The 23,786-nt window shown below is 71.9% G+C and carries 20 protein-coding genes; 8 read left to right on the top strand and 12 right to left on the bottom strand.

Going from position 1 to position 23,786, the window contains the following annotated elements; genetic code table 11:
* Nucleotides 1–122 precede the first annotated feature (122 nt).
* Complete coding sequence (locus AB0D18_RS33435; protein ID WP_362427254.1) at nt 123–2,012, top strand: ABC transporter ATP-binding protein; 1,890 nt, start codon at nt 123–125, stop codon at nt 2,010–2,012.
* Nucleotides 2,013–2,111: 99 nt separating this feature from the next.
* Here AB0D18_RS33435 and AB0D18_RS33430 read toward each other — a convergent pair whose 3' ends face one another.
* Both AB0D18_RS33430 and AB0D18_RS33425 read right to left on the bottom strand, forming a co-directional pair.
* Nucleotides 2,112–2,561: a nucleoside deaminase gene (locus AB0D18_RS33430; protein WP_362427251.1), complete on the bottom strand. Its 450-nt coding sequence runs from the start codon at nt 2,559–2,561 to the stop codon at nt 2,112–2,114.
* 22 nt (nt 2,562–2,583) lie between these two features.
* Nucleotides 2,584–3,585 carry an AsnC family transcriptional regulator gene (locus AB0D18_RS33425; protein WP_362427248.1) on the bottom strand — a complete coding sequence of 334 codons (1,002 nt, stop codon included), beginning with the start codon at nt 3,583–3,585 and terminating at the stop codon, nt 2,584–2,586.
* 127 nt (nt 3,586–3,712) lie between these two features.
* Between AB0D18_RS33425 and AB0D18_RS33420 the strand changes: the two genes are divergently transcribed.
* Nucleotides 3,713–5,221 carry an MFS transporter gene (locus AB0D18_RS33420; RefSeq protein ID WP_362427245.1) on the top strand — a complete coding sequence of 503 codons (1,509 nt, stop codon included), beginning with the start codon at nt 3,713–3,715 and terminating at the stop codon, nt 5,219–5,221.
* A 125-nt stretch (nt 5,222–5,346) separates the two neighbouring features.
* Nucleotides 5,347–6,588, top strand: coding sequence for a methyltransferase (locus AB0D18_RS33415; protein ID WP_362427242.1), 1,242 nt, complete (start codon nt 5,347–5,349; stop codon nt 6,586–6,588).
* A 27-nt stretch (nt 6,589–6,615) separates the two neighbouring features.
* On the opposite strand, the gene AB0D18_RS33410 is transcribed toward AB0D18_RS33415, so the two are convergent.
* The 9 genes from AB0D18_RS33410 to AB0D18_RS33370 form a co-directional block, all read right to left on the bottom strand.
* Complete coding sequence (locus tag AB0D18_RS33410) at nt 6,616–6,993, bottom strand: tetratricopeptide repeat protein (protein ID WP_362427409.1); 378 nt, start codon at nt 6,991–6,993, stop codon at nt 6,616–6,618.
* Nucleotides 6,994–7,127: 134 nt separating this feature from the next.
* Complete coding sequence (locus AB0D18_RS33405) at nt 7,128–9,656, bottom strand: FtsX-like permease family protein (RefSeq protein ID WP_362427239.1); 2,529 nt, start codon at nt 9,654–9,656, stop codon at nt 7,128–7,130.
* Nucleotides 9,657–9,796: 140 nt separating this feature from the next.
* The gene (locus tag AB0D18_RS33400; RefSeq protein ID WP_362427406.1) at nt 9,797–10,531 is read right to left on the bottom strand and encodes an ABC transporter ATP-binding protein; all 735 of its coding nucleotides are present in this window, start codon (nt 10,529–10,531) and stop codon (nt 9,797–9,799) included.
* A 211-nt stretch (nt 10,532–10,742) separates the two neighbouring features.
* A complete protein-coding gene (locus AB0D18_RS33395) occupies nt 10,743–12,059 on the bottom strand; it encodes a HAMP domain-containing sensor histidine kinase (RefSeq protein ID WP_362427403.1) in 1,317 nt (438 codons plus the stop codon).
* A 5-nt stretch (nt 12,060–12,064) separates the two neighbouring features.
* Nucleotides 12,065–12,805, bottom strand: coding sequence for a two-component system response regulator CseB (gene cseB / locus AB0D18_RS33390; RefSeq protein ID WP_362427236.1), 741 nt, complete (start codon nt 12,803–12,805; stop codon nt 12,065–12,067).
* Between the two features lie 210 nt (nt 12,806–13,015).
* A complete protein-coding gene (locus AB0D18_RS33385) occupies nt 13,016–13,699 on the bottom strand; it encodes an antibiotic biosynthesis monooxygenase (RefSeq protein WP_362427233.1) in 684 nt (227 codons plus the stop codon).
* A 109-nt stretch (nt 13,700–13,808) separates the two neighbouring features.
* Nucleotides 13,809–14,558, bottom strand: coding sequence for a dienelactone hydrolase family protein (locus AB0D18_RS33380; RefSeq protein WP_362427230.1), 750 nt, complete (start codon nt 14,556–14,558; stop codon nt 13,809–13,811).
* A 410-nt stretch (nt 14,559–14,968) separates the two neighbouring features.
* Nucleotides 14,969–16,315 carry a SpoIIE family protein phosphatase gene (locus AB0D18_RS33375; protein ID WP_362427227.1) on the bottom strand — a complete coding sequence of 449 codons (1,347 nt, stop codon included), beginning with the start codon at nt 16,313–16,315 and terminating at the stop codon, nt 14,969–14,971.
* Between the two features lie 423 nt (nt 16,316–16,738).
* Nucleotides 16,739–17,704, bottom strand: a complete 966-nt coding sequence (locus AB0D18_RS33370; RefSeq protein WP_362427225.1) for a pirin family protein — start codon at nt 17,702–17,704, stop codon at nt 16,739–16,741.
* Between the two features lie 190 nt (nt 17,705–17,894).
* Here AB0D18_RS33370 and AB0D18_RS33365 point away from each other — a divergent pair, with 190 nt between their 5' ends.
* The 3 genes from AB0D18_RS33365 to AB0D18_RS33355 are packed head-to-tail and all read left to right on the top strand — an operon-like array spanning nt 17,895 to nt 20,175.
* Nucleotides 17,895–18,566 carry an ABC transporter permease gene (locus AB0D18_RS33365; protein WP_362427222.1) on the top strand — a complete coding sequence of 224 codons (672 nt, stop codon included), beginning with the start codon at nt 17,895–17,897 and terminating at the stop codon, nt 18,564–18,566.
* Nucleotides 18,563–19,237 (top strand): ABC transporter permease, encoded by a 675-nt coding sequence (locus tag AB0D18_RS33360; protein ID WP_362427219.1) that lies wholly within the window; start codon nt 18,563–18,565, stop codon nt 19,235–19,237. The genes AB0D18_RS33365 and AB0D18_RS33360 overlap by 4 nt, the downstream gene beginning before the upstream one ends.
* Complete coding sequence (locus AB0D18_RS33355) at nt 19,234–20,175, top strand: ABC transporter substrate-binding protein (protein ID WP_362427216.1); 942 nt, start codon at nt 19,234–19,236, stop codon at nt 20,173–20,175. The genes AB0D18_RS33360 and AB0D18_RS33355 overlap by 4 nt, the downstream gene beginning before the upstream one ends.
* Nucleotides 20,176–20,267: 92 nt before the next feature.
* Here AB0D18_RS33355 and AB0D18_RS33350 read toward each other — a convergent pair whose 3' ends face one another.
* On the bottom strand, nt 20,268–21,431 hold the full coding sequence (locus tag AB0D18_RS33350) for a betaine/proline/choline family ABC transporter ATP-binding protein (RefSeq protein WP_362427213.1): 1,164 nt from the start codon (nt 21,429–21,431) through the stop codon (nt 20,268–20,270).
* 142 nt (nt 21,432–21,573) lie between these two features.
* Here AB0D18_RS33350 and AB0D18_RS33345 point away from each other — a divergent pair, with 142 nt between their 5' ends.
* Both AB0D18_RS33345 and AB0D18_RS33340 read left to right on the top strand, forming a co-directional pair.
* Nucleotides 21,574–22,872, top strand: coding sequence for an alpha/beta fold hydrolase (locus tag AB0D18_RS33345; RefSeq protein ID WP_362427210.1), 1,299 nt, complete (start codon nt 21,574–21,576; stop codon nt 22,870–22,872).
* Nucleotides 22,873–22,968: 96 nt separating this feature from the next.
* On the top strand, nt 22,969–23,715 hold the full coding sequence (locus tag AB0D18_RS33340; protein ID WP_362427208.1) for a PIG-L deacetylase family protein: 747 nt from the start codon (nt 22,969–22,971) through the stop codon (nt 23,713–23,715).
* The last annotated feature ends 71 nt before the right edge of the window (nt 23,716–23,786 follow it).

Genomic DNA, 23,786 nt, shown 5'->3' with positions numbered 1-23,786 from the left:
CGGCCTCACGAAATTTATTGACCGCAAGCCCGGTTGAGGTTCTAGCGTTCAGTGTGTTCCCCGGGCCAGGCAGGCCGACGGGACGCCGAACGTCGGACAAGCTGATTCCGGAGGCACCTCCCGTGGACATGGAAGTCACCGCGTGGACATCGATGCACAGCGTGATGACCGCGCAAGACGACAAGCGGCCCTTCTCCAGGGCCACCCTGCGGAGGATCGCCTCTTTCGCCAAGCCGCACCGCAAGCAGATCTACCAGTTCCTGCTGCTCAGCGTGGTCACCGCACTTCTCGCGGTCGCCACCCCCGTCCTCGCCGGCCGCGTCGTCGACGCGATCGTCAAGGGCGACGAGACGGGCACGGTCACCCGGCTCGCCCTGCTCATCGCACTGATCGCCGTCGCCGAGGCCGGCCTCGCCCTGCTCACCCGTTGGCTGTCCTCCACCCTCGGTGAAGGGCTGATCCTCGACCTCCGTACGGCGGTCTTCGACCACGTGCAGCGGATGCCGGTCGCCTTCTTCACCCGTACCCGCACCGGCGCCCTCGTCAGCCGCCTCAACAACGACGTCATCGGCGCCCAGCGCGCCTTCAGCAACACCCTCTCCGGGGTCGTCTCCAACCTCGTCACCCTGCTGCTGACGCTCGCCGTGATGCTGAGCATCTCCTGGCAGATCACCCTCCTCGCCCTCGTCCTGCTGCCGGTGTTCGTCGTCCCGGCCCGCCGGATGGGCTCCCGGATGGCCCGGCTGCAGCGGGAGGCGGCCGGGCACAACGCCACCATGGGCACCCAGATGACGGAGCGTTTCTCCGCCCCCGGCGCCACCCTCATCAAGCTCTTCGGCAGGCCATCCGACGAGTCCAGGGAATTCGCCGCCAGGGCCCGCCGGGTCCGCGACATCGGCGTCCGTACCGCCATGGTGCAGTCCACCTTCATCACCGCCCTCACCCTCGTCTCCGCACTGGCGCTGGCGCTGGTCTACGGACTCGGCGGCTTCTACGCCCTGCGCGGCAGCCTCGACCCCGGTGCCGTCGTCGCCCTCGCGCTGCTCCTCACCCGCCTCTACGCCCCGCTCACCGCCCTCGCGGGAGCCCGCGTCGAGGTGATGAGCGCCCTGGTCAGCTTCGAGCGGGTCTTCGAGATCCTTGATCTGAAGCCGCTGATCTCCGAGAAGCCGGACGCCCGTACGGTCCCGGACGGGCCGGTCTCGGTGGAGTTCGACGGCGTCACCTTCGGCTACCCCTCCGCGGACAAGGTCTCCCTCGCCTCTCTCGAGGACGTGGCGGTCCTCGACAACCGCGGCGGCACCGACGTCCTGCACGACGTGTCCTTCCGTGCCGAACCAGGCCGCATGATCGCCCTCGTCGGGTCGTCGGGCGCCGGCAAGTCCACCATCGCGCAACTCCTGCCGCGGCTGTACGACGCGGACGCGGGCACGGTACGGATCGGTGGCGTCGACGTCCGCGACCTGAGCGCCGACTCCATCCGTGCGACCCTCGGCATGGTCACCCAGGACGGCCACCTCTTCCACGAGTCCGTACGCGCCAACCTGCTGCTCGCCCGCCCCGAAGCGAGCGAGGACGACATCTGGGACGCACTGCGCCGCTCCCGCCTCGACGGCCTCGTGGCGTCCCTGCCCGACGGCCTGGACACCGTGGTGGGGGAGCGCGGCTATCGGCTCTCCGGCGGCGAACGCCAGCGTCTCACCATCGCCCGGCTGCTCCTCGCCCAGCAGCGTGTCGTCATCCTCGACGAGGCGACCGCGCACCTCGACTCCACCTCGGAGGCGGCCGTCCAGGAGGCGCTCGCCGAGGCCCTTGAGGGGCGTACCGCCGTGGTCATCGCGCACCGGCTGTCGACCGTACGGGCCGCCGACCAGATCCTCGTCGTCGAGGAAGGGCGGATCGTCGAACGCGGCACCCACACCGAGCTGCTGGCCGCAGGCGGACGGTACGAGCAGCTCTACCGCACGCAGTTCGAGAGGCCCGGAGCCGAGGGGGCCCACCCCGTCCGGTGATTTCCGGCCGTATCAAAGAGGGCGCGGCCCGGAGCATTCGCTCTGGGCCGCGCCCTCTTGATGTGACGTCCCTGGTGCGCCCTCTTTGATGTGGCGGTGCTACTCGCCGATGTCCTCGTTCCACAGCTCCGGCCGCGCCGCGATGAAGTCCTTCATCATCCGCACGCACTCCGGGTCTTCCAGCCGGACGATCTCCACGCCGTGCTCGGCCAGCCAGTCGTGCCCGCCGTGGAAGGTCTCCGACTCGCCCACGATCACCCGCGAGATGCCGAACTGCCGCACCAGGCCGCTGCAGTACCAGCAAGGCGACAGCGTCGTCACCATGGTGGTGCCACGGTACGAACGCTGCCGGCCGGCGTTGCGGAACGCCGCCGTCTCCGCGTGCATCGACGGGTCGTCGTCCTGCACCCGGAGGTTGTGACCGCGCCCGAGGAGGGCGCCGTCCGCGCCGTACAGGGCGGCACCGATCGGGATGCCGCCCTCGGCCAGGCCGGCCCTGGCCTCCTCGACGGCGGTCGCCAGCCACTGGCGGGCCTGGGTGTGATCCATGGTTCTTCTCCCCTCGCTCTGTTCAGGACAGCCCCCGTCCGGCCTGCCCCTCCTCGTACTTCAGCTGCTTGACCCGGCGCAGGACCGGCGTGCACTCGACGTGCTGGACGCCTTCGAGGCGGCCGAGCTTCTCGCTCAGATATGTGTACAGGGCCGTGGAGTCCCGGTTCAGGACGACCGCGAGGATGTTGCAGGGGCCGGCGGCGGCGCTCGCGAACGCCACCTCGGGGTGGACTGCCAGCGCGCGGCCGACCGTGGCCAGGGCAGCCGGCGCGGTGGTGATCCACAGCAGCGCGGCAGTGGGGTGCCCGAAGCGCTCCGAGTCGAACTGGACGTCGATGAACAGGGCGCCCGAGGAGAGCAGTTGGTCGAGCCGGCGCCGCAGCGCCGACTCGGAACGCCCCGTCGCCTTCTGGAGCTCCGCGAAGGTGGCCCGGCCGTCCCGCTCCAGGGCGGCCGCCAGAGGCTCGTCGTCCGTGGTGATGCGGGCCGCTCCCGCCGTGCTGTCGGCCTCGGCTGCGTACCGCGGAAGCAGCGCCTGCACCTGCTCGGGCGTGAGCGCCGCGCTCTTGCGGAGCCAGCCCTGGGGGCCTCCGTAGAACCGGTGCAGCAACTGGTACGCGTGGATCTCCACGATCCGGGGGGTGCGCGGCAGTTTCCCCAGCAGCAGCTCCTCGTGCTCGCCGCGGGTACGGGCCCTGGTCATGCAGACCACTTCGGTGCCGCCGGACGTCAGCGCGATCCAGGCGGTGTCGGGGCGGCGGGCCAGCGCGCGGGCGATCGCGGAAGCGGAGTCCGGGGTGCAGCGCAGCCGCAGCATCCACGACTCCTGGCCGTGCGCGACATGGTCGCGGACGGCCACCACTCGCATCTCGGCACCCGTGTGCAGGCGCTTGAAGCGGCGGGCGACGGTCTGGTCGGAGACGCTGAGAACGGCCGCGATCCGGCTGAACGAGGCACGGGCGTCGACTTCGAGGGCGTGCAGGAGGCGGCGGTCGAGTTCGTCGTACTCGTGGAGTTCCATCGTCCAGCCGCCTCAAGATGTCGGATTCCGTCGACACACGGGCCGTGGGTAGGTGATCCCGTCGGCCAGGACCGATCGTACGGGAAGCCGCCCGACGGAGACGGCGCTGTACGGAAAGGACGCAACCATGCGGAAATGGGGACCGCTCACGGCGGTCTGTCTGGGCACGTTCATGCTGCTGCTCGACGTCACGATCGTGATCGTCGCGCTGCCCGACATGGCGCACTCGCTGGGGGCGTCGCTCTCCGATCTCCAGTGGGTCATCGACAGCTACGCCCTCGCGCTCGCCGCGCTGCTGCTCGGCGCGGGGGCGGCGGCCGACGTGACCGGGCGGCGGCGGGTGTACGTGGCCGGGACCGCCGTGTTCGCACTGGCCTCGCTCGCCTGCGGGCTCGCGTCGAGCCCGGCGGTGCTGATCGCGATGCGCGCGCTCCAGGGGGTGGGCGGCGCGGCCATGTTCGCGACCACGCTCTCCCTGCTCGCCGCCGGCTACCAGGGGCGGGACCGGTCGGTCGCGCTCGGTGTGTGGGGTGCGGTCAGCGGCGCCGCCGCCGCGATCGGACCGGTGCTCGGCGGAGTGCTCACACAGGCGCTGGACTGGCGGTGGATCTTCTTCGTCAACCTGCCGGTCAGCGCGCTGGCGATCTGGGTGACGCTGCGGACGGTGCCCGAGTCGCGGGGCCGGGGTGAAAGGCGGATCGACTGGGCGGGCACGGTGGCCTTCGCCGTGTTCGCGGGCGCACTCACCTTCGCGGTCGTACGGGCGGGCGCCGAGGGGTGGGCGTCGGCGCCCACCGCGGTGACGCTCGCCGTGGCGGTGCTCGCGCTGGCCGTGTTCGTGGTCGTCGAGGAGCGTGTCGCGCAGCCACTGCTCGACCTGCGGCTGCTGCGGCGCCCCTCGTTCGCGGTGGTGATGCTGGGGGCGCTGGCCTTCAACGCGACGGCTTTCGGGGTACTGCCGTACACCTCGATCTGGCTGCAGACCCTGCTGGGGATGAGTCCGGTACGGGGCGGGCTCGTCGTGCTGCCCCTCGCGGCGGCGTCGTTCGTGGTGGCCGCGGCCGGCGGACGGCTGCTCCACGGGGCTCCGGCACGGCTGGTCATCGGCGGCGGTCTTGTGCTGATCGGCGGCGGGGCCCTGGCCCAGACGATGCTGGACGCGGACTCCGGGTGGGCCGTGCTGGTGCCCGGGTTCGTGGTCGCCGGAATCGGTGTCGGCCTGGTGGCACCCGCCCTGGCGGGTGCGGCGCTGGCCTCCGTACCGCCGCGGAACGCGGGCATGGCGGGCGGCGCCGTCAACACCTTCCGCCAGCTCGGGTTCGCACTGGGGGTCGCGGTGTTCGGCACGGTCCTCACCTCCCGCATGGCCGACTCCCTGCTCGGGGCCACCGGGGACGCACGCACGGCGCGGGAGGCCGCGCACGCCCTCGCGGGCGGCGGAGCGGCGGCACTGCGCGGGCGGATCCCGGACGGGGAACTGCACGCGGCCTTCGCCTCGGGGCTCAGCGGGGCGGCGCTCGTCGCGGGGACGGCGGGGGTTCTGGCCGGACTGGCTGTGCTGCTTTTCCTGCGGCCCGTGCGTCCCGCCGCCGGGGAGGGGACGGGCCGGCCGGACGCGGCGTCACTGGCCGGATGAGGCGAAATGGCCGCGCCGGGCGGGGCCTGGCCGGCCCCGTCCGGGGCTGACCTGCTGCGCGAGCGGTACGCCCGAGCCGGGGCGGTCGGTGGCGGGCCGGACGCAGCGGGTTAGCCTGAACCACAATGAACCGCTTGACGACGCCCTGGGGCGTGTCCGAACTCGCCCGTTTCCCTGCGGACCCGCGCGACACGCTGCGCGCGTGGGACGCAGCCGACGAGTACCTCTTGAGGCACCTCGCGGGCACCGACGACGCCCCGCCCGTGGACCTGTCCGGCAGCGTCGTCGTACTCGGCGACCGGTGGGGTGCGCTGACCACAGCCCTGGCCACCGCACCGACCACCACGCGGGACAGTGCCGCGCAGGACCCCGCGGAGGCCACCGGGCCGGCCGCCGCGCCCGCGGAGCTCCACCCCGTGCAGATCACCGATTCGTACCTCGGCCGGCAGGCCACCCGGGCGAACCTCGCACGCAACGGCACGGACCCGGACGGTGTCCGCCTGCTGTCCACGCGCGACACCCCGCCGGACCGCATCGACGTCCTGCTGATCCGCGTGCCCAAGAGCCTCGCGCTCCTGGAGGACCAGCTGCACCGGCTCGCCCCCGGTATCCACGAGGGCACCGTGGTCGTCGGCACCGGCATGGTCAAGGAGATCCACACCTCGACCCTCCGGCTGTTCGAGCGGATCGTCGGCCCGACACGCACCTCCCTCGCGGAGAAGAAGGCCCGGCTGATCTTCTGCACGCCCGGCTCGCTGACCGACCGGGGCGGCGACCCGTGGCCGCTGACGTACACCCTGGACGCCGACGCGGGAGCGGGGTCGGGACTGACCGTCACCAACCACGCGGGGATCTTCTGCGCCGAGCGCCTCGACGTCGGCACCCGCTTCTTCCTCCAGCACCTGCCGCAGGGCACGGGTGCGTCCCGCATCCTCGACCTGGGCTGCGGCAACGGCGTGGTCGGCACGGCCGCCGCGCTCGCCCACCCGGGCGCCGAGGTCCTCTTCGTCGACGAGTCGTTCCAGGCGGTCGCCTCGGCGGAGGCGACGTACCGCGCGAACCTCTTTGAGGACGAGGCGGGCGGCAAGGCCGAATTCGCGGTCGGGGACGCGGCGTCCGGCATCCCCGCCGAGTCCGTCGACCTCGTCCTGAACAACCCGCCCTTCCACTCCCACCAGGCGACGACCGACGCCACGGCCCGGCGCATGTTCGCCGGGGCGCGCGACGCGCTGCGCCCCGGCGGGGAACTGTGGGTGGTCGGCAACCGGCACCTGGGCTACCACGTACGGCTGCGCAGGATCTTCGGGAACTGCGACGTCGTCGCGAGCGATCCGAAGTTCGTCGTCCTGCGCGCCGTCAAACGCTGAGACCCGTCAGTCAAACGTTGAGACCCGTCAGCTACGGGTCTCCAGCGACGCAAAGTCGCCGGACAGGGCCGCGGCCGTGCGCAGGTACGGCGCGGCCTCGGCGTGCCGCCCCTGGCGCTCCAGGGTGCGGCCCAGCATCAGCTGCGCGTAGTGCTCGACGGGGCAGGCCGCCAGTACGGCACGCAGCTCGGACTCGGCCTTGGACAGCTGGGCGGAGTGGTAGTACGAGCGGGCCAGCAGCAGCCGCGGGGCGGTCAGTTGCGGGGACTCGTCAACCAGTGCGCGCAGGATGCGCGCCGCCTTGTCGTACTCCTTCGAGTCGAAGAACAACCGCGCACGGTCCCAGCGCTCGGCCTCGCTGCCCTGCTGGTAGTACGCGTCGTTGAGATTCGCCTGCGCGTTCACCGCTGCTCCGTTCTGCCCGCCGTGCCACCGGCCCTTCCGGCGGCTCACCTCCTCCAACACCCCGCAGTGGTTGAACATTCCACTACGGGGTGGGGGGGCGGGGTGTGGGGCGGTGGTGTGGGGGCGTGGCGTGGCTACTGCGCCGCCGTCGCCGCGGGAATGTCGACGCGGGCGGCCCGGCGGGCCGGCCAGAGCGAGGCGAGCAGTGCTCCGCCAAGGGCGAGCAGCACACCGAGGGCGAGGCGCCCCCAGGGCAGCACCAGCGTGTAGCCCACGACGCTCTCCTGGAGGGTGTGGCCGAGCGCCCAGCCCATGAAGACACCCAGGACCGTGCCGACGGCCGCGCCGAGCGCCCCGACGAGCAGGGCCTCCAGCCGGATCATCCGGGTCACTCCGCTGCGGCCGAGACCGATGGCGCGCAGGGTGCCGATCTCCTTGCCGCGTTCGAGGACGGACATCGCGAGGGTGTTGGCGATGCCCAGTGCGGCGATCACCAGGGCCATGCTGAGCAGGGCGTAGAAGACATTGAGCTGGTCGCCGATGCCGCTGGTGTCCTCGGCCGCGATGCCTTCCTTGTCGAGGACGGCCAGCGCGGGGTTGTCGCCGAGGGCGCGGGTGACGTCCGCGCGCGCGGCCCTGCCGGGGCTGCCGTCCGTGGCGACGAGGATCGCGTGGGTGCTCGGGTCGGAGTCGTAGCGGGCCACCAGGGAGTCGGGTGCGGTGATGCTGGGCGTCAGGTCGCTCTGCTCGTCCGCCCGGTAGACGGCGCCGATGGTGACCTTGCCCTTCTTGCCGTTCCGCTCCAGGGGGAGGCTCTGACCGACCTTCCAGCCGGCCGCCGCGGCCTTGAAGTCGGCCACGGCGATCCGCCCCTCGGCGAGGCTGCCGAGCGAGCCCTCGACGATGTCGTACCGCAGCAGAGCGCCGATGGCGGCCGGGTCGACGCCGGTCAGTACTGCGGTGGCGCCGCCGAGCTCGTATTCGGTGGACTGGTTGAGCGGGCTGTACGTGGCGCCCGGCAGCCTCTTGAGGGGCTCGGCGGTCGCGGGGGTCATCCGCTGGCCGCCCGCGGGCGCCTTCACGACGTAGTCGGCGGTGAGGGCGTCGGTGGTCGCGCGTTCGAGGTACTGGGCGGCGGAAGCGCCGAGGACGGACAGGCCCGAGGCGAGCGTGAGGGCGATGGCGAGCGCCGCGGCGGTGGCGCCGGTACGGCGAGGGTCGCGCACGGTGTTGCGGGCGGCGAGATCGCCGTACACCGGGCTCACTCGGAGCAGCAGCGGCCGGAGCACGGCGACGAACGGCCGCGACAGCAGCGGAATCAGGCCGATCGCCCCGATCAGGGCGAGGGCCGCACCGAGACCGATGACGGTCCGGGAGTCCGCGCCGGCGCCAAGGGCTCCGTACAGCACGGCGGCGACGCCGACGAGCACCAGCGCGGCGCTGAACCGGCTGCGCAGCGAGCCGGACCGCGCGGGCGCCGTGTGCTCGGCCGCGCCGAGTGCGGCGACGGGCGCGATGGCCATGGCCCTGCGGACCGGAATCCATGCGGCGACCACGGGCAGGGCGGTGCCGACCAGCATCGAGACGATGACGGTCGCCGGGGTGAGGACCAGCGGGGCGGCCGGGCTGTCGGCGTCGGCGAAGAGCGTCTGGAGCAGGGCGGCGACCCCTGTACCGGCGGCGAGACCGGCCACGGAGGCGAACACACCGACGAGGAGCGACTCGGTCAGCAGAATGCGGCGCACCTGCTGGCGGGTGGCGCCGACGGCCCGCAGCAGGGCCAGTTCCCGGGTGCGCCGGGAGACCAGCATGGTGAAGGTGTTGGAGATGAGGAAGGTGGCGACGAACAGGGCGACCGCGGCGAAGCCCACCATGATCTGGCTCATCGTGTCGCTGTCGCTGGAGGAGAGCCTGGCCTGCAGCCGGGCGAGCTGGGCACCGGTGGCGGCGCTGGTGTTCTCGGGCAGCACCTGAGCGACGCGGTCGCCGAGCCGGTTCACGTCGGTGCCGGGGGCGGCCGTGATCTCGATGTTCGTGTACTGGCCGGGCTGGAGGAAGAGCCGCTGTGCGGTGGCGTTGCCGAAGAGAGTGAGACTGCCGCCGGGGGTGAGCTTGGAGGCGTCCGTACGGAAGACGCCGGTGAGTGCGTACGAGGCTGCGCCCGTGTTCGTGCCGACGCGCACGGTGTCGCCGATGCGGTATCCGGCCTTGGCGGCACTGGCCTCGTCGAGGGCGATCGTGCCGTTGCCGGTCGGGCCAGCCCCCTGGGTGAAGTCGTAGGCGGGGTCCGATCCCTGCGCGTTCGGGGCGAAGTTGCCGCCCCTGCGGAAGTCGCCGGATCCGAGGAGCTTGCCTTCGCGGTCGGCGACGGCGGCGAAGCCGCTCACCCGGCCCGCGGCGGCACTGACGCCGGGGAGCTTGGCAAGAGCGGCCGTGGTGCCGGAGTCGAGTGTGGCGGGCGGGGCACCGGGGACGGTGTCGGGCGCGACGTTGAGGGAGATGCGGTCGTAGCCGGCGGTCGCCCGGTCGACGGCGGCCTGCTTCAGGCTGTCGCCGTAGACGAGGCTGCCGGAGATGAAGGTGACCCCGAGCATGACCGCGAACGTGGTCATCAGCAGGCGGGCCTTGTGCGCGAAGACGTTGCGCAGGGCGGTACGGAACATGGGGTGCGGGTCCCTGGGGGAGGCGGGCTCGGCGGAGGCGAGCGGGTGGCTGGTGCGGTGCCGGGAGAGAGCGCGGGCGGCTGGTGGGGCGCCGGGGCCGAGCGGGGCTCGGCTGGTTCGGTGCCGGGAATCGGCGCGGGTCAGTTGGTGCGTGGCCGGGTGTCGAACGCCTTCATCCGGTCCAGGACCCGGTCGGGGGTGGGCCGTGTCATCTCGTCGACCAGCCGGCCGTCGGAGAGGAAGACCACGCGGTCGGCATATCCGGCGGCGACCGGATCGTGGGTGACCATGACCACGGTCTGGCCCAGCTCCCGCACCGAGTCCCGCAGGAAGCCGAGTACCTCGGCCCCGGCCCGGGAGTCGAGATTGCCGGTGGGCTCGTCGCCGAAGACGATCGCGGGGCGGGAGACCAGCGCCCGCGCCACCGCGACGCGCTGCTGCTGCCCGCCGGACAGTTCGCCGGGGCGGTGGCCGAGCCGGTCCGCGAGGCCGACCATGGAGACCACGCGGTCCAGCCACTGCTTGTCGGGGCGACGGCCGGCGATCGTCATCGGCAGCGTGATGTTCTCCAGCGCGGTCATCGTCGGCAGCAGGTTGAACGACTGGAAGATGAAACCGATCCGGTCCCGGCGCAGCGCGGTGAGCTGCCGGTCGTTGAGCGTGCCCAGCTCGGTGGTGCCGATGCGGACGGAGCCTGAGCTGAACGAGTCGAGCCCGGCGGCACAGTGCATCAGGGTGGACTTGCCGCAGCCGGAAGGGCCCATGATCGCGGTGAACTCGCCCTCCCGGAAGGAGATGCCGACCCGGTCCAGGGCGACGACACGGGTGTCTCCGCTGCCGTAGACCTTGGACAGGTCGATGACGGCGGCGGCGATCCCGGCGGCCGGGTGCGGTACGAGCGTGTCGAGGGGTGCGGCGGTCACGGGGGGCTCCTCTTCGGGTGCGGAACGGTGCACTTCGAAGGGTGTCCGGGGAACGTATCGGGGCCTGGACCGCCGTGTATCGGTGTCCGCGCCGCTTCGTATCAGTTGTGTAGGGCGTCGGCCGGTTCTGTAGGGGCAGTCGGTTCCGTACGGGCCGGGTGGGTCAGGCCGGCAGGCGCAGGGTGGCGACGGCGCCGCCGTCCGGGGCGTTGTCCAGGCGCAGTTCGGCGCCGAGGAGCCGGGCCTGGCCCAGGGCGATGGTCAGGCCCAGGCCGTGGCCCGAGCCGCGTTCCGCGGCGCCCGTGTGGAAGCGGCGCGGGCCGTGCAGCAGCAGGTCGGAGGGGAAGCCGGGGCCGTGGTCGCGTACGACCACGGTGCGTCCTTCGACGGTGACCTGCACCGGGGCGCCGCCGTGCCGGTGGGCGTTGACGACGAGGTTGCTGACGATCCGTTCGAGGCGGCGGGGGTCGGTCTCCACGGTCTGCCCGGTGTCCGTGTCGGTGAGGGAGGTGTCGAGGCCGGTGCGCGTCACGGCCTCGGCGACGACCGCGCCGAGCGGGACCCGGGCGCGGACCGGATGTTCGGCGCCTGCGTCCAGCCGGGAGATCTCCAGGAGGTCCTCGACGAGGCCGCGCAGATCACGCACCCGGGCCCGGACCAGATCCTCCGTCTCGCCGGGCGGCAGCAGGTCGGCGGCGACCAGCAGACCGCCGACAGGGGTGCGCAGCTCGTGCGCCACGTCCGCGGTGAAGCGGCGCTCGGTGCGCAGCCGCCGGCCGAGACTGTCCGCCATGAGGTCGACGGTCGCGGCGATGTCGGCCACCTCGTCACCGCCCTTGGTGGGTCCCGTACGGGCGTCGAGGTCACCGGCGGAGATACGGCCCGCGGTCTCGGACACCCGCCGCAGCCGGCGGGCGAGCAGCCCGGCCCCGTAGACCGTCAGCGGGGTGGCCGCCACGAGGACGATCAGCGAGGCCACCGCCATGGTCACGTCGAGCCGGAACAGGGTGTGCAGCTCCGTGCTCATGTTGACCCGGTAGGCGAGGACCGGGCTGCCCGGCCCGCCGGTCCGCTGGGCGGACCAGAAGCTCGGGCCCACGTTCCCGTAGGTGCTTGCGTCGTAGGCCGTGTACCGCTCGTCGCCGGACGGCTGCCGCAGTCTTCTGGGCAGGTCGGCCGGGTCGAGTGCGGCGCCGCCCATCAGGGTTCCGGTGCGCCGGTAGATGTCCATGGCGGAGTAGACGCTGTTGAAGGCCTCCGCCTCGGCCCGGCTCCGGATGTCCTGCGCGGTCCACACGTGCACCAGCACGCCCACCGCCGCCACCACCAGGAAAGCCGTTGCGGAGGCCAGCGCGGCGATCTTCCAGCGCAGGGGCACACGGCGCCGGGGCATGCCGGGGGCGCCAGGGACGCCGGGGATGCCGGACGTGCCGGGGGTGCCGGACGTGCCGGACGGCCGCAGTCGGCGGAACGGGCGCACCCGCCTCAACGCCTGAGCTTGTAGCCGAAGCCGCGGACCGTCTCGATCCGGTCCCGGCCCAGCTTGCCGCGCAGCCGCTGCACGCACAGGTCCACGACCCGGCTGTCGCCGTCCCAGCCGTACTCCCACACGTCCCGCAGCAGGGTGTGCCGCTCCAGCACGATGCCCGGGTGCGCGGCGAACTCAAGGAGCAGCTTCAGCTCCGTCGGGGTCAGCGCCACAGGGCTCCCGGAGACGCACACCTCCAGACCGCCGGTGTCGATGGTCAGGTCCCCGAAGACCAGCAGGTCGGCATCGGACGGCGTGGGACCGCCGTCCGCGACCCGCCCGGGTTCGGGGGCGGGCGCGTAGGTCGCCCGCCGCAGCAGCGAACGGATGCGGGCAACGAGCACGTACGTATCCACGGGCTTGACCACGTAGTCGTCCGCCCCGGCCTCCAGCCCGGCGACGACGTCGAGCCCGTCGCCGCGGGCGGACATCATCAGCACCGGCACCAGGCTGCTCTCCCGGACCCTGCGGCACAGGCCGATGCCGTCCAGACCGGGCAGCATCACATCCAGAATCAGCAGGTCGAAGCTCTCGTCGCGGAAGAGCTCCAGGCCCGACAGCCCGTCGGCCGCAGCCGTCATCCGGTATCCGTAGCGCTCCAGGGCGACGGTGAAGGACCGGCGCATCAGCTCGTCGTCCTCCACCAGCAGCACGCGAACGGGCCGCTGAGGGGGCGGGGCCTGAGGGGGCGAGGACACGGGCGGACGACTCCTGTTTTCGTACGGTCGTGAGGCGCGGGCGGTTGTCGAGAGGCACGGGCTCGTCCGCCCTCACGTGCGGAGGAGACCTGCCAGGAACGATATGGCAGATATCAGACGCACCGTCGCCACGGCGGCCCGGCACCCGGATCCGATGGCAGACCAAGCGCTCCCTGATACCCGACCGATACACAACCGGCCGGACCGGAGTCAGGGCCCCTCGACGCTCCCGATCAGCCGGAATCCGCGCGGTTCGCAGAGGTGGACGCCCGCGTGGGCGCCGTCGGCCGGCCGGGTGTCGTCCGCGTTTGCGGGCCAGGGGCCCTGGACGAGGAGGAGCCCGTGCGTGCCGTCCTTGCTCCCCAGCAGCCGCACGGTGCGTACGCCCGCCGGCCGGATACGCCGGACCCGTTCTGCAGTGGCGGCGGCCCAGAGCGCCGTCACCTCGGGGATGCCGGTCCGCGCGCGTACAAGGGTGAGCGTCCCTGCGTCGGAGGACGTCCCGGCGTCGCCGGTGTGTGTCCTGGCGTCGCCGGAGTCGAGCCGCAGGCTGTGCGCCACTGTGTACCGGGTCAGTCCTGGACGCTGAATGCCGGGCACTTCCTTGTCGATGCGACCGATCATGTCCGACCGGTGCGTGCGTACGAACGCGAGATGTGCCTCGTCGCCGGCCCACTGCGCGTGGCTGAGAAGCACGCGTCCGTCGTCCGAGGCGAAGCACGCCAGACGCAGGAACGCCGCGGGCCGGAAAGCCGAGACGAGTGCCCGCCACTCGCCCAACAGGGCGTCGGCCGCGGCCCGTTGCCGCTCGGGGGTGTCGACGATCCATTCGCTGATCAGCTGGGTTCCCGCGTGCGGCCTGCCGGCCTCTGGCGGTGTGTTCTGCGCGGCCATGGGTTTCCTCCTGCGCTCCGGGGGCGGCCCTCGGGCGGCCGCTGAAGTGCAGCATGGAACCTCAAGCGCAGTCGAGGTCAACCTCCGGGTGGAGTTCCGGGCCGGAGCCTCAGCCGTGGGTCAGAGCGCGGTCGAGGAGGGGGAGCAGCCGGTCCCAGTGACGCTGCAGTCCGGAGGGGCTGAAGACTGCGGTGTCGGACATGGTGAAACCGTGGACGGTGTCGGGGTAGATCTCGGTGGTGTAGCCGACACCTGCGGTATCCAGGGCCTGGTGGAGTTCGTCGAGGGCCTCGGGTGTCAAGTCGCCCTCGGCGAGGCCGAGATGGACCTGGGCGGTGAGCTTGGCGGCGAGGCGGTGCGGACTGTCGGGTGCATCGGTGACCAGGAGGCCGGGGTGGAATCCGGCGACGGCGGCCACCCGGTCGGGGTGGGCCGTCGCGGTGCGCATCGCCAGGGCGGCCCCCATGCAGTAGCCGGTCACGGCGACCGGTCCTGCACTGACCTCGGGCTGGGCGGTGAGGAACCCGAGGTAGGCGTCGGCGTCGCGCAGGATGCGTGCGGTGGTGTGTGCCTCGACCAGGGGCATCAGCAGGCCGAAGAGCGCGGGCCGGTCCTCGTCTGCGATGTGCTCGGGAAGGTCGACCACCGGTGCAGTGCCGTGCCGGTAGTAGATGTGGGGGACGAGCACGTAGTACCCGTGCCCGGCCAGTTCGCGGGCCATCTCCTCCAGTACGGGACGCAGGCCGAAGGCGTCCGAGTACATCAGGACCCCCGGGTGCCGCTCGCCGTGGTCGGGGAAGGCGGCGAACGCGTCGGCCCGGCCGTCCGCGGTGGGAATCTGCAGGTTCTTGGTGGGCAAGATCTTCCTCTCGTCTGCCGGTAACCGGCGCACGGCCTCCCACAAGAGCGGCGTCGGCCCGGTCCCTCAACCCCGGTGCTCGCTCCGGCAGTTGCCCCTGGCGGAGCAACTGCTCGGCATCGCCCGGTAGGTGCCTGACGGATGCTAACAGTGCTCCGGCAGGCCGCCCCGGCGAGGTCCGCCGCACCTGCCCACGCGACAGGGCCCCGACGGGGCAGCCGGCCCCGGGCGGTGCCGTCAAGGTCAACGACTGCAGTTCCGAACAGCCGTAGAAACCCCGCTCCCGGCGTGCGGCAAGAAGAACTTCGCCCGACACGCACCTTCACGGAGTGCCGGGGGCCGCCTCCCCGCCGTCGCGCCCCGTCCGCGCAGTGAGTGGGGAGACCCCGTGGTCGCGGGCGGCAGTGCGGTCACAACGTGGCGTGCAGGATGCAGGTGTCGTCGTGGCGGGCGTCCGGGGTGGCGAGGGCGTCCAGGATGCGGGAGCCCTGGTAGGCCTCGGCGGTGTGCGCGAGGCGGGCGAGGCCCTCGTCGATGTCTCCGCCCGGTACTTCGACCAGGCCGTCGGTGTACAGCAAGAGATGGTCGCCGGGCATCAGCTGGAGGGTGGCTTCTTCGTAACAGGGTGCCGCCATGGCTCCGAGCAGGATGCCCCGGGGGGCGGGCAGGTAGCGGGCGCAGCCCTCTCGTAGCAGTAGGGGCGGCAGGTGCCCCGCTTGCACCCAGGTGAGCTGTGAGGTGGTGGGGTCGTAACGGCCCATGATCATGGTGGCCGTGCTGAAGTTCCGCCCGGAGGTGTGCAGCAGCAAGGTGTTGAGGCGGGTGAGGATCTCGGCCAGGGACGTTCCGGTGATGGCCATGCCCTTGGTGGTGAAGCGGAGCTGGGCCATGGTGGCCACCGCGTCCAGCCCATGGCCCGCAACGTCGCCGACGACGAGCAGCGCGCTGCCGTCGGGCAGTTCGATGGCGCTGTACCAGTCCCCTCCCACATTGAGCCCCTCTTGCAAAGGGTGGTAGGCGACGTCCACCGTGAGGCCGGCAACGCGGAGGGACTGCTGGGGAAGGGGGAGCAGAGCGTGTTGGAGGCGTGCGGCGACGTCCTTCTCAGCGGCCAGCAGACTGCTCTGGGCCGAGGCCGCCTGCTGGTGCTCCAGCATCTGCTGCTCGGCTCGATTCACCAGCGTGCGGTCCTGGAAGAAGCCACGGACCTTGACGGGCGCTCCCCGTACATCCAGTTCGGCCTCCGCGACGATGCGCACATGCCGGATCTCCCCGCCGGGAGTGGTGATCCGGAACGTGTGGTCAATGGGTTTGCCCCCACGCAGCAGACGCTCCACCGACTCGCCCACACCGGGGACGTCCTCGGGGACGACGAGACGGGGGAGCTCCTCCAGAGTCACCGTGCCCATCGCCCGTTCCCGGCCGAAGATCGTGAAGACTTCCTCCGACCACGTGGTTTCGTTGAGGAACAGGTCCCAGTCGGCCCACCCCATCCCCGCCAGGCGCTGCATCACTGTCAGACGGCGCTGCTCACGTTCGCCGGTGTCCAGCCGGACCCAGGAGACGATCAGCCCTCCCATGCAGGCCGCCACGCGAACAGCGAAGCGCGACCGGCGCGTCATACCGGCGAGAACCTCTTCGTACTCGAACGGTTCCCCCTCGTACCGGCCGCCACTCTCCAGCACTTCCAGGTACCCGCGCCACAGGTCACTGCCCGCCACCGTGGGATAGGTCTCCAGAACGCTGAGACCCACCATTTCCTTTCCCCGGCGGGACCCGATGTCGACCGCATCAGGTGACGCAGCTACGACACGGAAATCAGCAACGGCCCCGTTCTGGCCGTATACCGGCCTCAAGAAGATGGCGGAGCCGGGCAGACCGTTCAAGACCTCCTGCACCGAGAAGACCGGCACAGCTGACGCCCGGTCACCATGCATTTTGGATGGCCGGGGTACGAGGTGGCGGCTGGTGGAGAAGGCCAGATCGCCCTCCACGACACCTGAGCCGTCCTCGCCCGATGGCGCCGGTCCCAGCTCATCGCGGTCAGTCATGCCCCGATCATGGCACGCCGCGCTATGAAGGTTCAGTCCTTGTGACCAGCCGTACCGGCACCCGTCTTGCGCCCGTTCGCTTCCGTTCCATGCCCCGTAGGCAGCGGGTGCAGAGGCATGGAGCGCAGATCAGCGCACCCGACCCCGCGGTTTCAGGGGCACCGGCGGGAGTTCCGGGGCAGGCAGGGGAGCGCCGTCGTACCCCTTCACCTCGCCGAAGCGGCTGCTGTTCATCCAGTCCGAACGGGCCTGGGCGATGTCGTCGTGGGAGCGGCCGATGTAGTTCCACCACATGACGATCTCCTGCTCGAAGGGTTCGCCGCCCAGGAGCATCAGGCCCGCGTCGGACTCCGCGCGCAGTGGCAGTTCGGTGCGGCCGCAGCCGAGGTAGAGCATCGAGCCGGGGAGTACCGGCACCCCGTCCACATGCGCCTCGCCCGACATGGACAGCACGGCGTACTCGAAGTCCGGGTCGAGGGGGAGGGACGTCTGCGTGCCGCGCGCCAGGGTGAGGTCCGCGCCGACGATCGGGGAGTAGGTCGTGCCGGGCGACGGCGCACCGTCGAGTTCGCCCAGGATCACGGTGGCGGTGAGACCGGGCGCGGCCACCGTCGGCAGGTCCGCGTGGTGCTGGAAGTGCGGTTCTACGTCGCGGTGGGCGTCGGGGAGAGCGACCCAGAGCTGGGCGCCGTGCAGCAGCCGGGCGTGCGGCCTCGGGCTCTCCTCCGAGTGGCTGATGCCGCGGCCGGAGGTTATCAGGCCGAGTTCGCGTGGGCGGACGGTGGCGAGGCTGCCGGTGCTGTCACGGTGCAGGACCTCGCCCTCGTGCAGCCAGCTGACCGTCTGCAGACCCATGTGCGGGTGCGGCGGGACCTGCATGCCGGGCTCGTCGGCGATGTCGTCGGGGCCGTAGTGGTCGACGAAGGCCCACGCGCCGACCATCCGCCGGCCCAGGTTGGGCAGCAGACGCCGTACCTCGGTGGACTCGCCGAGCTTCACATGGCGGGGCGAGAGGAGTTCGCGCACGGGCTCCGCCGCGACGAAGCCGCGACCACCGCACAGGGAGGGGGTGCTCTGACGGTCAAGATTGCTCATGGCGTCAACGTAGCGCCCGCGCGCGTGGAAGGGAGCGCCCGCGCGCGTCGAACGGGGCGGCCGCGCGCGTCGAACGGGGCGGCCGGACGGCGGGCCGAGTGCCCGTGCGCGTCGGACAGAGAACCGACAGAGAACCCGTACGGGCCAACAGGACGCGCGGCCCCCCGCCTCCACGGGCTGCAATGGACGGGTGACCGCGCCTCCGGACGACTGCCTCGCGCGCAATGAGTGGATCTGCGGCGCCTATCTGTCCAGTCGGCGCGAGATCCTCTGGGAAGCGGTGCTCCAGCACCTCCAACTCACCGTCATATCGGTGCTGTTGGGGCTGCTCATCGCGGTCCCGCTGGCGATCGCGGCCCGCCGCTGGCGGTGGGCCGCCGCGCCCGTTCTCGGGCTGACGACGGTGCTCTACACCATCCCCTCGCTGGCGATGTTCTCGCTGCTGCTGCCGGTGTACGGGCTCTCCGCGTCCCTCGTGATCGCCGGGCTCGTCCTGTACTCGCTCACCCTGCTCGTACGGAACCTCCTCGCCGGGCTGCGCGCGGTTCCCGAGGAGACCCGGCAGGCCGCCCGTGGCATGGGCTACGGGCCGATCCGGCTGCTGCTCGGTGTCGAGCTCCCGCTCGCCCTGCCCGCTGCCATGGCCGGGCTCCGCATCGCCACCGTCTCCGCCGTCTCCCTCGTCACCGTCGGTGCGATCGTCGGCCACGGTGGACTCGGCAACCTCATCTACTCCGGGATGAACACGTACTTCAAGGCTCAGGTACTCACCGCCTCCGTGCTGTGCGTGATCATCGCCATCGCCGCCGACCTGATCCTGCTCGGCGCGCAACGACTGCTGACCCCCTGGACGCGCGTATGAACACCCTCACCGCCGCCTGGGACTGGCTCTCCAGCGCCGGGCACTGGAACGGCGACGGCGGCATCTGGAGCCGCCTCGGCGAGCACCTCTTCCTCACCGTCGTCTGCCTGCTGCTGAGCTGCCTGATCGCCCTTCCGGTCGCCCTGGTCCTCGGCCACCTCGGCAAGGGCGGGGCGCTCGCCGTCAACATCTCCAACGTCGGCCGGGCCGTGCCCACCTTCGCCGTACTGGTCCTGCTGCTGCTCACCCCGATCGGCACGAAGGGCGAGTGGCCGACGATCATCGCGCTGGTGCTGTTCGCCGTACCGCCGCTGCTGACCAATGCGTACGTCGGGATGCGGGGCGTCGACCAGGACACCGTGCGGGCGGCCAGGGGGATGGGCATGACCGGCCGTCAGCTGCTGTTTCACGTGGAACTTCCGCTCGCCCTGCCGCTGATCATGACCGGTGTACGGATCGCCGCCGTCCAGCTCGTCGCGACGGCGACGCTCGCCGCGCTCGCGGGCGGCGGCGGCCTCGGCCGCATCATCACCGCGGGCTTCAACCTCGCCAGTACGCCGCAAGTGGTCGCGGGCGCCTTCCTGGTCGCCGTCTTCGCCCTGCTGGTGGAAGGCCTCTTTGAGGTGGCGCAGCGGCTGGCACCGGAATGGGCGAGGGGGCGAGCCGGATGAAGCGACACCTGTACGCCGCGGCTGCGGCGCTGCTCCTCGCCGCCACCGCCTGCACGACGGGCCCGTCCCTGGAGGACCAGGGCGAGATCACCGCCGAGCCGGGCGACAGCAAGGACCTGCACATCGGGTCGGCAGGCTTCACCGAGAGCGACCTCCTCGCCCAGATGTACGCCCTGCTCCTGGAGCGTGCCGGATACAGCACCACCGTCCTGTCCGTCACCAACAGGGAGCTGTACGAACCCGCCCTGGAGAGCGGTCAGATCGATGTCGTCCCGGAGTACGCGGCCACCTTCGCCGACTGGCTCAACGCGAAGGCCCACGGCGCGGACGCCGCCCCTGTCGGCTCGCCCGATCTCGACGCCACTATGCGGGCGCTGCGCACACTGGCCGTGCCGCGCGGTCTCACCGTCCTCGACGCGGGCCGCGCCGTCGACCAGAACGCCTTCGCCGTCACCGCCGCGTACGCGAAGCAGCACCGGCTCAGGACGCTCACCGACCTCGGAAGGTCAGGGCTGCCCGTGCGGCTGGCGGCCGGTGACGAGTGCGTGCAGCGCCCGTACTGCGCACCGGGCCTGAAGAAGACGTACGGCATCAACATCACAGGCGTCGACCCCAAGGGCGTCGGTACGACTCCCGCCAAGCAGGCGGTCCAGACCGGGCAGGACCAGATGGTGCTCACCACGACCACCGACGCCACCCTCGACGCGTTCGGCCTGGTCCTCCTTGAGGACGACAAGCACCTGCAGAACGCCGACTACATCGTGCCCGTGGTGAACAGGGCGCAGGCGGGATCGGAGCGCGTCATCAAGGCGCTGGGCAAGCTCAACACCGTACTGACGACCCGGGACCTGGCCGATCTCAACCGGCAGGTGGACAGCTGGCGGCGGCTTCCGCAGGACGTGGCGCGGGCCTACCTGGAGTCCAAGCGGCTGATCTGAATGGGCCGTTCCGCGCGGAGAGGGGCCGTTCCGCGCCGAAACGGCCCGTCCGCGCTGATCCGAAACGAGCCGTTCCGGCCGGGCGGGTGCCCCTACGCGTCCGCGATCGAGTCGAACTGCACTTCGTCGCGCTGGACCCCCTGCACATCGGCGTCCACCGAGCGCCGCAGCGCCTCGTGCAGCTTCACCGGAGTCAGTACGCCGACCAGGCGTGCCCCGTCGAGGACCGCCACCCACCCCGCGTCCCACTGGAGCATCTCGCTGAACGCGTGCTTCAGGGGAGCCCCCATCGGCACCCAGGCGTCCATCCTGCGGGCCAGATCGCCCACCGTGCCCTCCGAGCCCGCCAGCGCGAGGTCCTCGGTGGACACCCAGCCGTGAAGTTCGCCGCGCTCGTTCAGCACGACGGCCCAGCGGGCCCCCTCGGCCCGCAGCCGGGCCGCCGCCGGGGCGGCCGGCTCATCCAGCCGGGCGCGCGGCGGATCCTCCAGGTCGTCCGGCTCGATGGCGGTGACCGACAGCCTCTTGAGGCCGCGGTCGGCGCCCACGAACTGCGCCACATACGGAGTTGCCGGGGCGCCGAGCACCGCGGCCGGGGTGTCGAACTGCTCGATGCGGCCCTGCCCGTACACGGCGATCCGGTCGCCCATCCGTACCGCTTCCTCCATGTCGTGGGTGACGAGCAGCACCGTCTTGCGGACGGTCGCCTGGAGGCTGAGGAACTCGTCCTGGAGGCGTTCGCGGACCACCGGGTCGACCGCGCCGAACGGCTCGTCCATGAGCAGGACGGGCGGGTCGGCAGCCAGGGCGCGGGCAACGCCGACCCGCTGGCGCTGGCCGCCGGAGAGCTGCTCGGGGTAGCGGGAGCCGTACACGGAGGGATCGAGGCCCACCAGGTCGAGGAGTTCGGCGCCGCGCGCGCGGGCCTTCTCTTTCTTCCAGCCGGTCAGGAAGGGGACGGTGGCGGTGTTGTCCAGAACCGTGCGGTGCGGGAAGAGGCCGACCTGCTGGATGACGTAGCCGATGCGGCGGCGCAGCTTCACCGGGTCGATGCGGGAGATGTCCTCGCCGTCCATCAGGATCCGGCCCGACGTCGGCTCGATCAGCCGGTTCACCATCATCATGGTGGTCGTCTTGCCGCAGCCGGACGGGCCCACCAGTGTGACCAGTTCACCCTTCGCGACCTCGAAGGACAGGTCGTCGACGGCCGTGGTGCCGTCCGGATACACCTTGCTGACCTGCTCGAACCGGATCATGTACGCACGCTAGGCGCGCCGGGGACGCGGCGCACACGGACCGGGACTGTCCGGGTGGGACCTGGAGGGCCCGGAACAGCGCCCCACAAGGGTGTGCTGAACTGATCGCCAACGATCGGACCAGGAGAAAACAGGAGCAAGAGTGACCAGCTACCGCCAGCCCGGTACCGTCCTCACCGACCACCGCTTCACCGTGCCCCTCGACCACGCCGACCCCACCGGCGAGCAGATCGAGCTGTACGCGCGCGAGGTCGTGGCCTCGGACCGGGCGGCCGGCGACCTCCCCTGGCTCGTCTACCTGGAGGGCGGCCCCGGCTTCGGTGCCCGCCGCTTCGTGGGACGCCAGGCCTGGCTCGGCCGGGCCCTGAAGGAGTTCCGGGTGCTCCTGCTCGACCAGCGCGGCACCGGCCTCTCCAGCCCGGTCAACCGGCAGACCCTGCCGCTGCGCGGCGGCCCCCGTGAACAGGCCGACTACCTGGCCCACTTCCGCGCCGACTCCATCGTCGCGGACTGCGAGAGCATCCGGCCGCTGCTGACCGGCGGAGCACCCTGGACGGTGCTCGGCCAGAGCTTCGGCGGGTTCTGCGCCACCCACTACCTGTCCACCGCCCCCGAGGGGCTGCAGACCGTGCTCATCACCGGCGGACTGCCGTCGCTGCACGCGCGTGCGGACGACGTCTACCGGGCGGCGTTCCCGCGCATCGCACGCAAGACCGCCGCGCACTACGCCCGTTACCCGCAGGACGTCCAGCGGGCCAGGGACATCGCCGCCCACCTCACCGAGCACCGGACCGTCACGCCGAACGGCTACACGCTCACCTCCGAGGCGTTCCAGTCCCTCGGCATCGCCCTCGGCGGCGGCGACGGCACGCACCAGCTCCACCATCTCCTGGAGAACGCCTTCGTCCGCACGCCGCAGGGGCCCGCCCTCTCGGACGCCTTCCTGGAGTCCGCGCAGTCCGCACTGTCCTTCGCGGGCCACCCGCTGTACGCCCTGCTGCACGAGTCCATCTACGGCCAGGGCGCGGAGCCCACCGCATGGGGCGCCGAGCGAGCCCGCGCCGAGTTCCCGGACTTCGACCCGGCGAAGGCCCTCGCCGGAAGCGGCCCGCTGCCGTTCACCGGGGAGAGCATCCACCCCTGGCACTTCGAGTGCGACCCCGTGCTGCGCCCGCTGCGCGAGACTGCCGAACTCCTCGCCGCCCGTACCGACTGGGCGCCGCTGTACGACCCGGCCCGCCTCGCCGCCAATGAGGTGCCGGTCGCCGCCGCCGTCTACCACGACGACATGTACGTCGACACCGCCCACTCCCTGGAGACCGCCCGGTCCATCCGCGGCCTGCGCACCTGGGTCACCGACGAGTACGAGCACGACGGGCTGCGCGCGAGCGGCCCGCGGGTGCTGGACCGGCTGCTGGCCCTGGTCCGCGGCGAGCTCTGAGGGCCGGCGCAGGACCGGACGGCCCGCGGGCGCCGGCCGTCCGAAATGAGCCTGCGGCCCGGGGTCGTTGTCGGCGGCGACGCCTATCCTGCGCGTATGACCACAGACATGGCGTTCGATCAGCTGCAGCCCATGCCGGACGACTGGCAGCGTGCCCTCGCCGTCGTCGCGCACCCGGACGATCTGGAGTACGGATGCGCGGCGGCGGTCGCCGCCTGGACCGACGCCGGACGCGAGGTGACGTACGTACTGGCCAGCCGCGGCGAGGCCGGCATCGACACCCTGGAACCGGCCAAGTGCGGCCCGCTGCGCGAGCAGGAGCAGCGGGCGAGCGCGGCCGTCGTGGGCGTGCGGGAGGTCGAGTTCCTCGACCACCGCGACGGGGTGATCGAGTACGGAACGGCACTGCGCCGGGACATCGCCGCCGCGATCCGCAGGCACCGGCCCGAACTGGTCATCACCCTCAACCACCGCGACACCTGGGGCACCCACGTCTGGAACACCCCGGACCACCTCGCCGTGGGCCGCGCCACCCTGGACGCGGCGGGCGACGCCGGGAACCGGTGGATCTTCCCCGAGCTGACGGAGCAGGGGCTCCAGCCCTGGGACGGGGTGCGCTGGGTGGCCGTCGCGGGCACCACCTCGCCCACCCACGCCGTCGACGCGCGGCCCGGCCTGGAGCGCTCGGTGCGGTCCCTGCTCGAACACCGGGCGTACATCGAGGCGTTGACCGACGAGGACCCCGAGCAGTACTGCCGGCGCTTCCTGACCGACAACGTGCACGCGGCGGCCCAGCGTTTCGGCGGCATCCCGGCCGTGCCCTTCGAGGTGTTCCGCCGCTGAGGGAGTCGGGGGCAGCGCGTAACGGCACAGGCCGCCGGGCGCCGTCGCCCCTGTGCCCGCTGCCCGCGCGG

The organism is Streptomyces sp. NPDC048442 (assembly GCF_040651475.1).
In the GTDB taxonomy this organism is placed as follows: Bacteria; Actinomycetota; Actinomycetes; order Streptomycetales; family Streptomycetaceae; genus Streptomyces.
Note: the sequence above shows the minus strand (reverse complement) of the source record. Positions and strands in the feature narration are given on the sequence as shown.

Bases quoted from the DNA above. Each gene is read 5' to 3' on its own strand.
- AB0D18_RS33420 (WP_362427245.1), top strand. From the start codon at position 3,713: ATGCGGAAATGGGGACCGCTCACGGCGGTCTGTCTGGGCACGTTCATG.
- AB0D18_RS33425 (WP_362427248.1), bottom strand. From the start codon at position 3,585: ATGGAACTCCACGAGTACGACGAACTCGACCGCCGCCTCCTGCACGCC.
- AB0D18_RS33355 (WP_362427216.1), top strand. From the start codon at position 19,234: ATGAAGCGACACCTGTACGCCGCGGCTGCGGCGCTGCTCCTCGCCGCC.
- AB0D18_RS33360 (WP_362427219.1), top strand. From the start codon at position 18,563: ATGAACACCCTCACCGCCGCCTGGGACTGGCTCTCCAGCGCCGGGCAC.
- AB0D18_RS33405 (WP_362427239.1), bottom strand. From the start codon at position 9,656: ATGTTCCGTACCGCCCTGCGCAACGTCTTCGCGCACAAGGCCCGCCTG.
- AB0D18_RS33340 (WP_362427208.1), top strand. From the start codon at position 22,969: ATGACCACAGACATGGCGTTCGATCAGCTGCAGCCCATGCCGGACGAC.
- AB0D18_RS33375 (WP_362427227.1), bottom strand. From the start codon at position 16,315: ATGGTGGGTCTCAGCGTTCTGGAGACCTATCCCACGGTGGCGGGCAGT.
- AB0D18_RS33370 (WP_362427225.1), bottom strand. From the start codon at position 17,704: ATGAGCAATCTTGACCGTCAGAGCACCCCCTCCCTGTGCGGTGGTCGC.
- AB0D18_RS33350 (WP_362427213.1), bottom strand. From the start codon at position 21,431: ATGATCCGGTTCGAGCAGGTCAGCAAGGTGTATCCGGACGGCACCACG.
- AB0D18_RS33415 (WP_362427242.1), top strand. From the start codon at position 5,347: ATGAACCGCTTGACGACGCCCTGGGGCGTGTCCGAACTCGCCCGTTTC.
- AB0D18_RS33385 (WP_362427233.1), bottom strand. From the start codon at position 13,699: ATGGCCGCGCAGAACACACCGCCAGAGGCCGGCAGGCCGCACGCGGGA.
- AB0D18_RS33430 (WP_362427251.1), bottom strand. From the start codon at position 2,561: ATGGATCACACCCAGGCCCGCCAGTGGCTGGCGACCGCCGTCGAGGAG.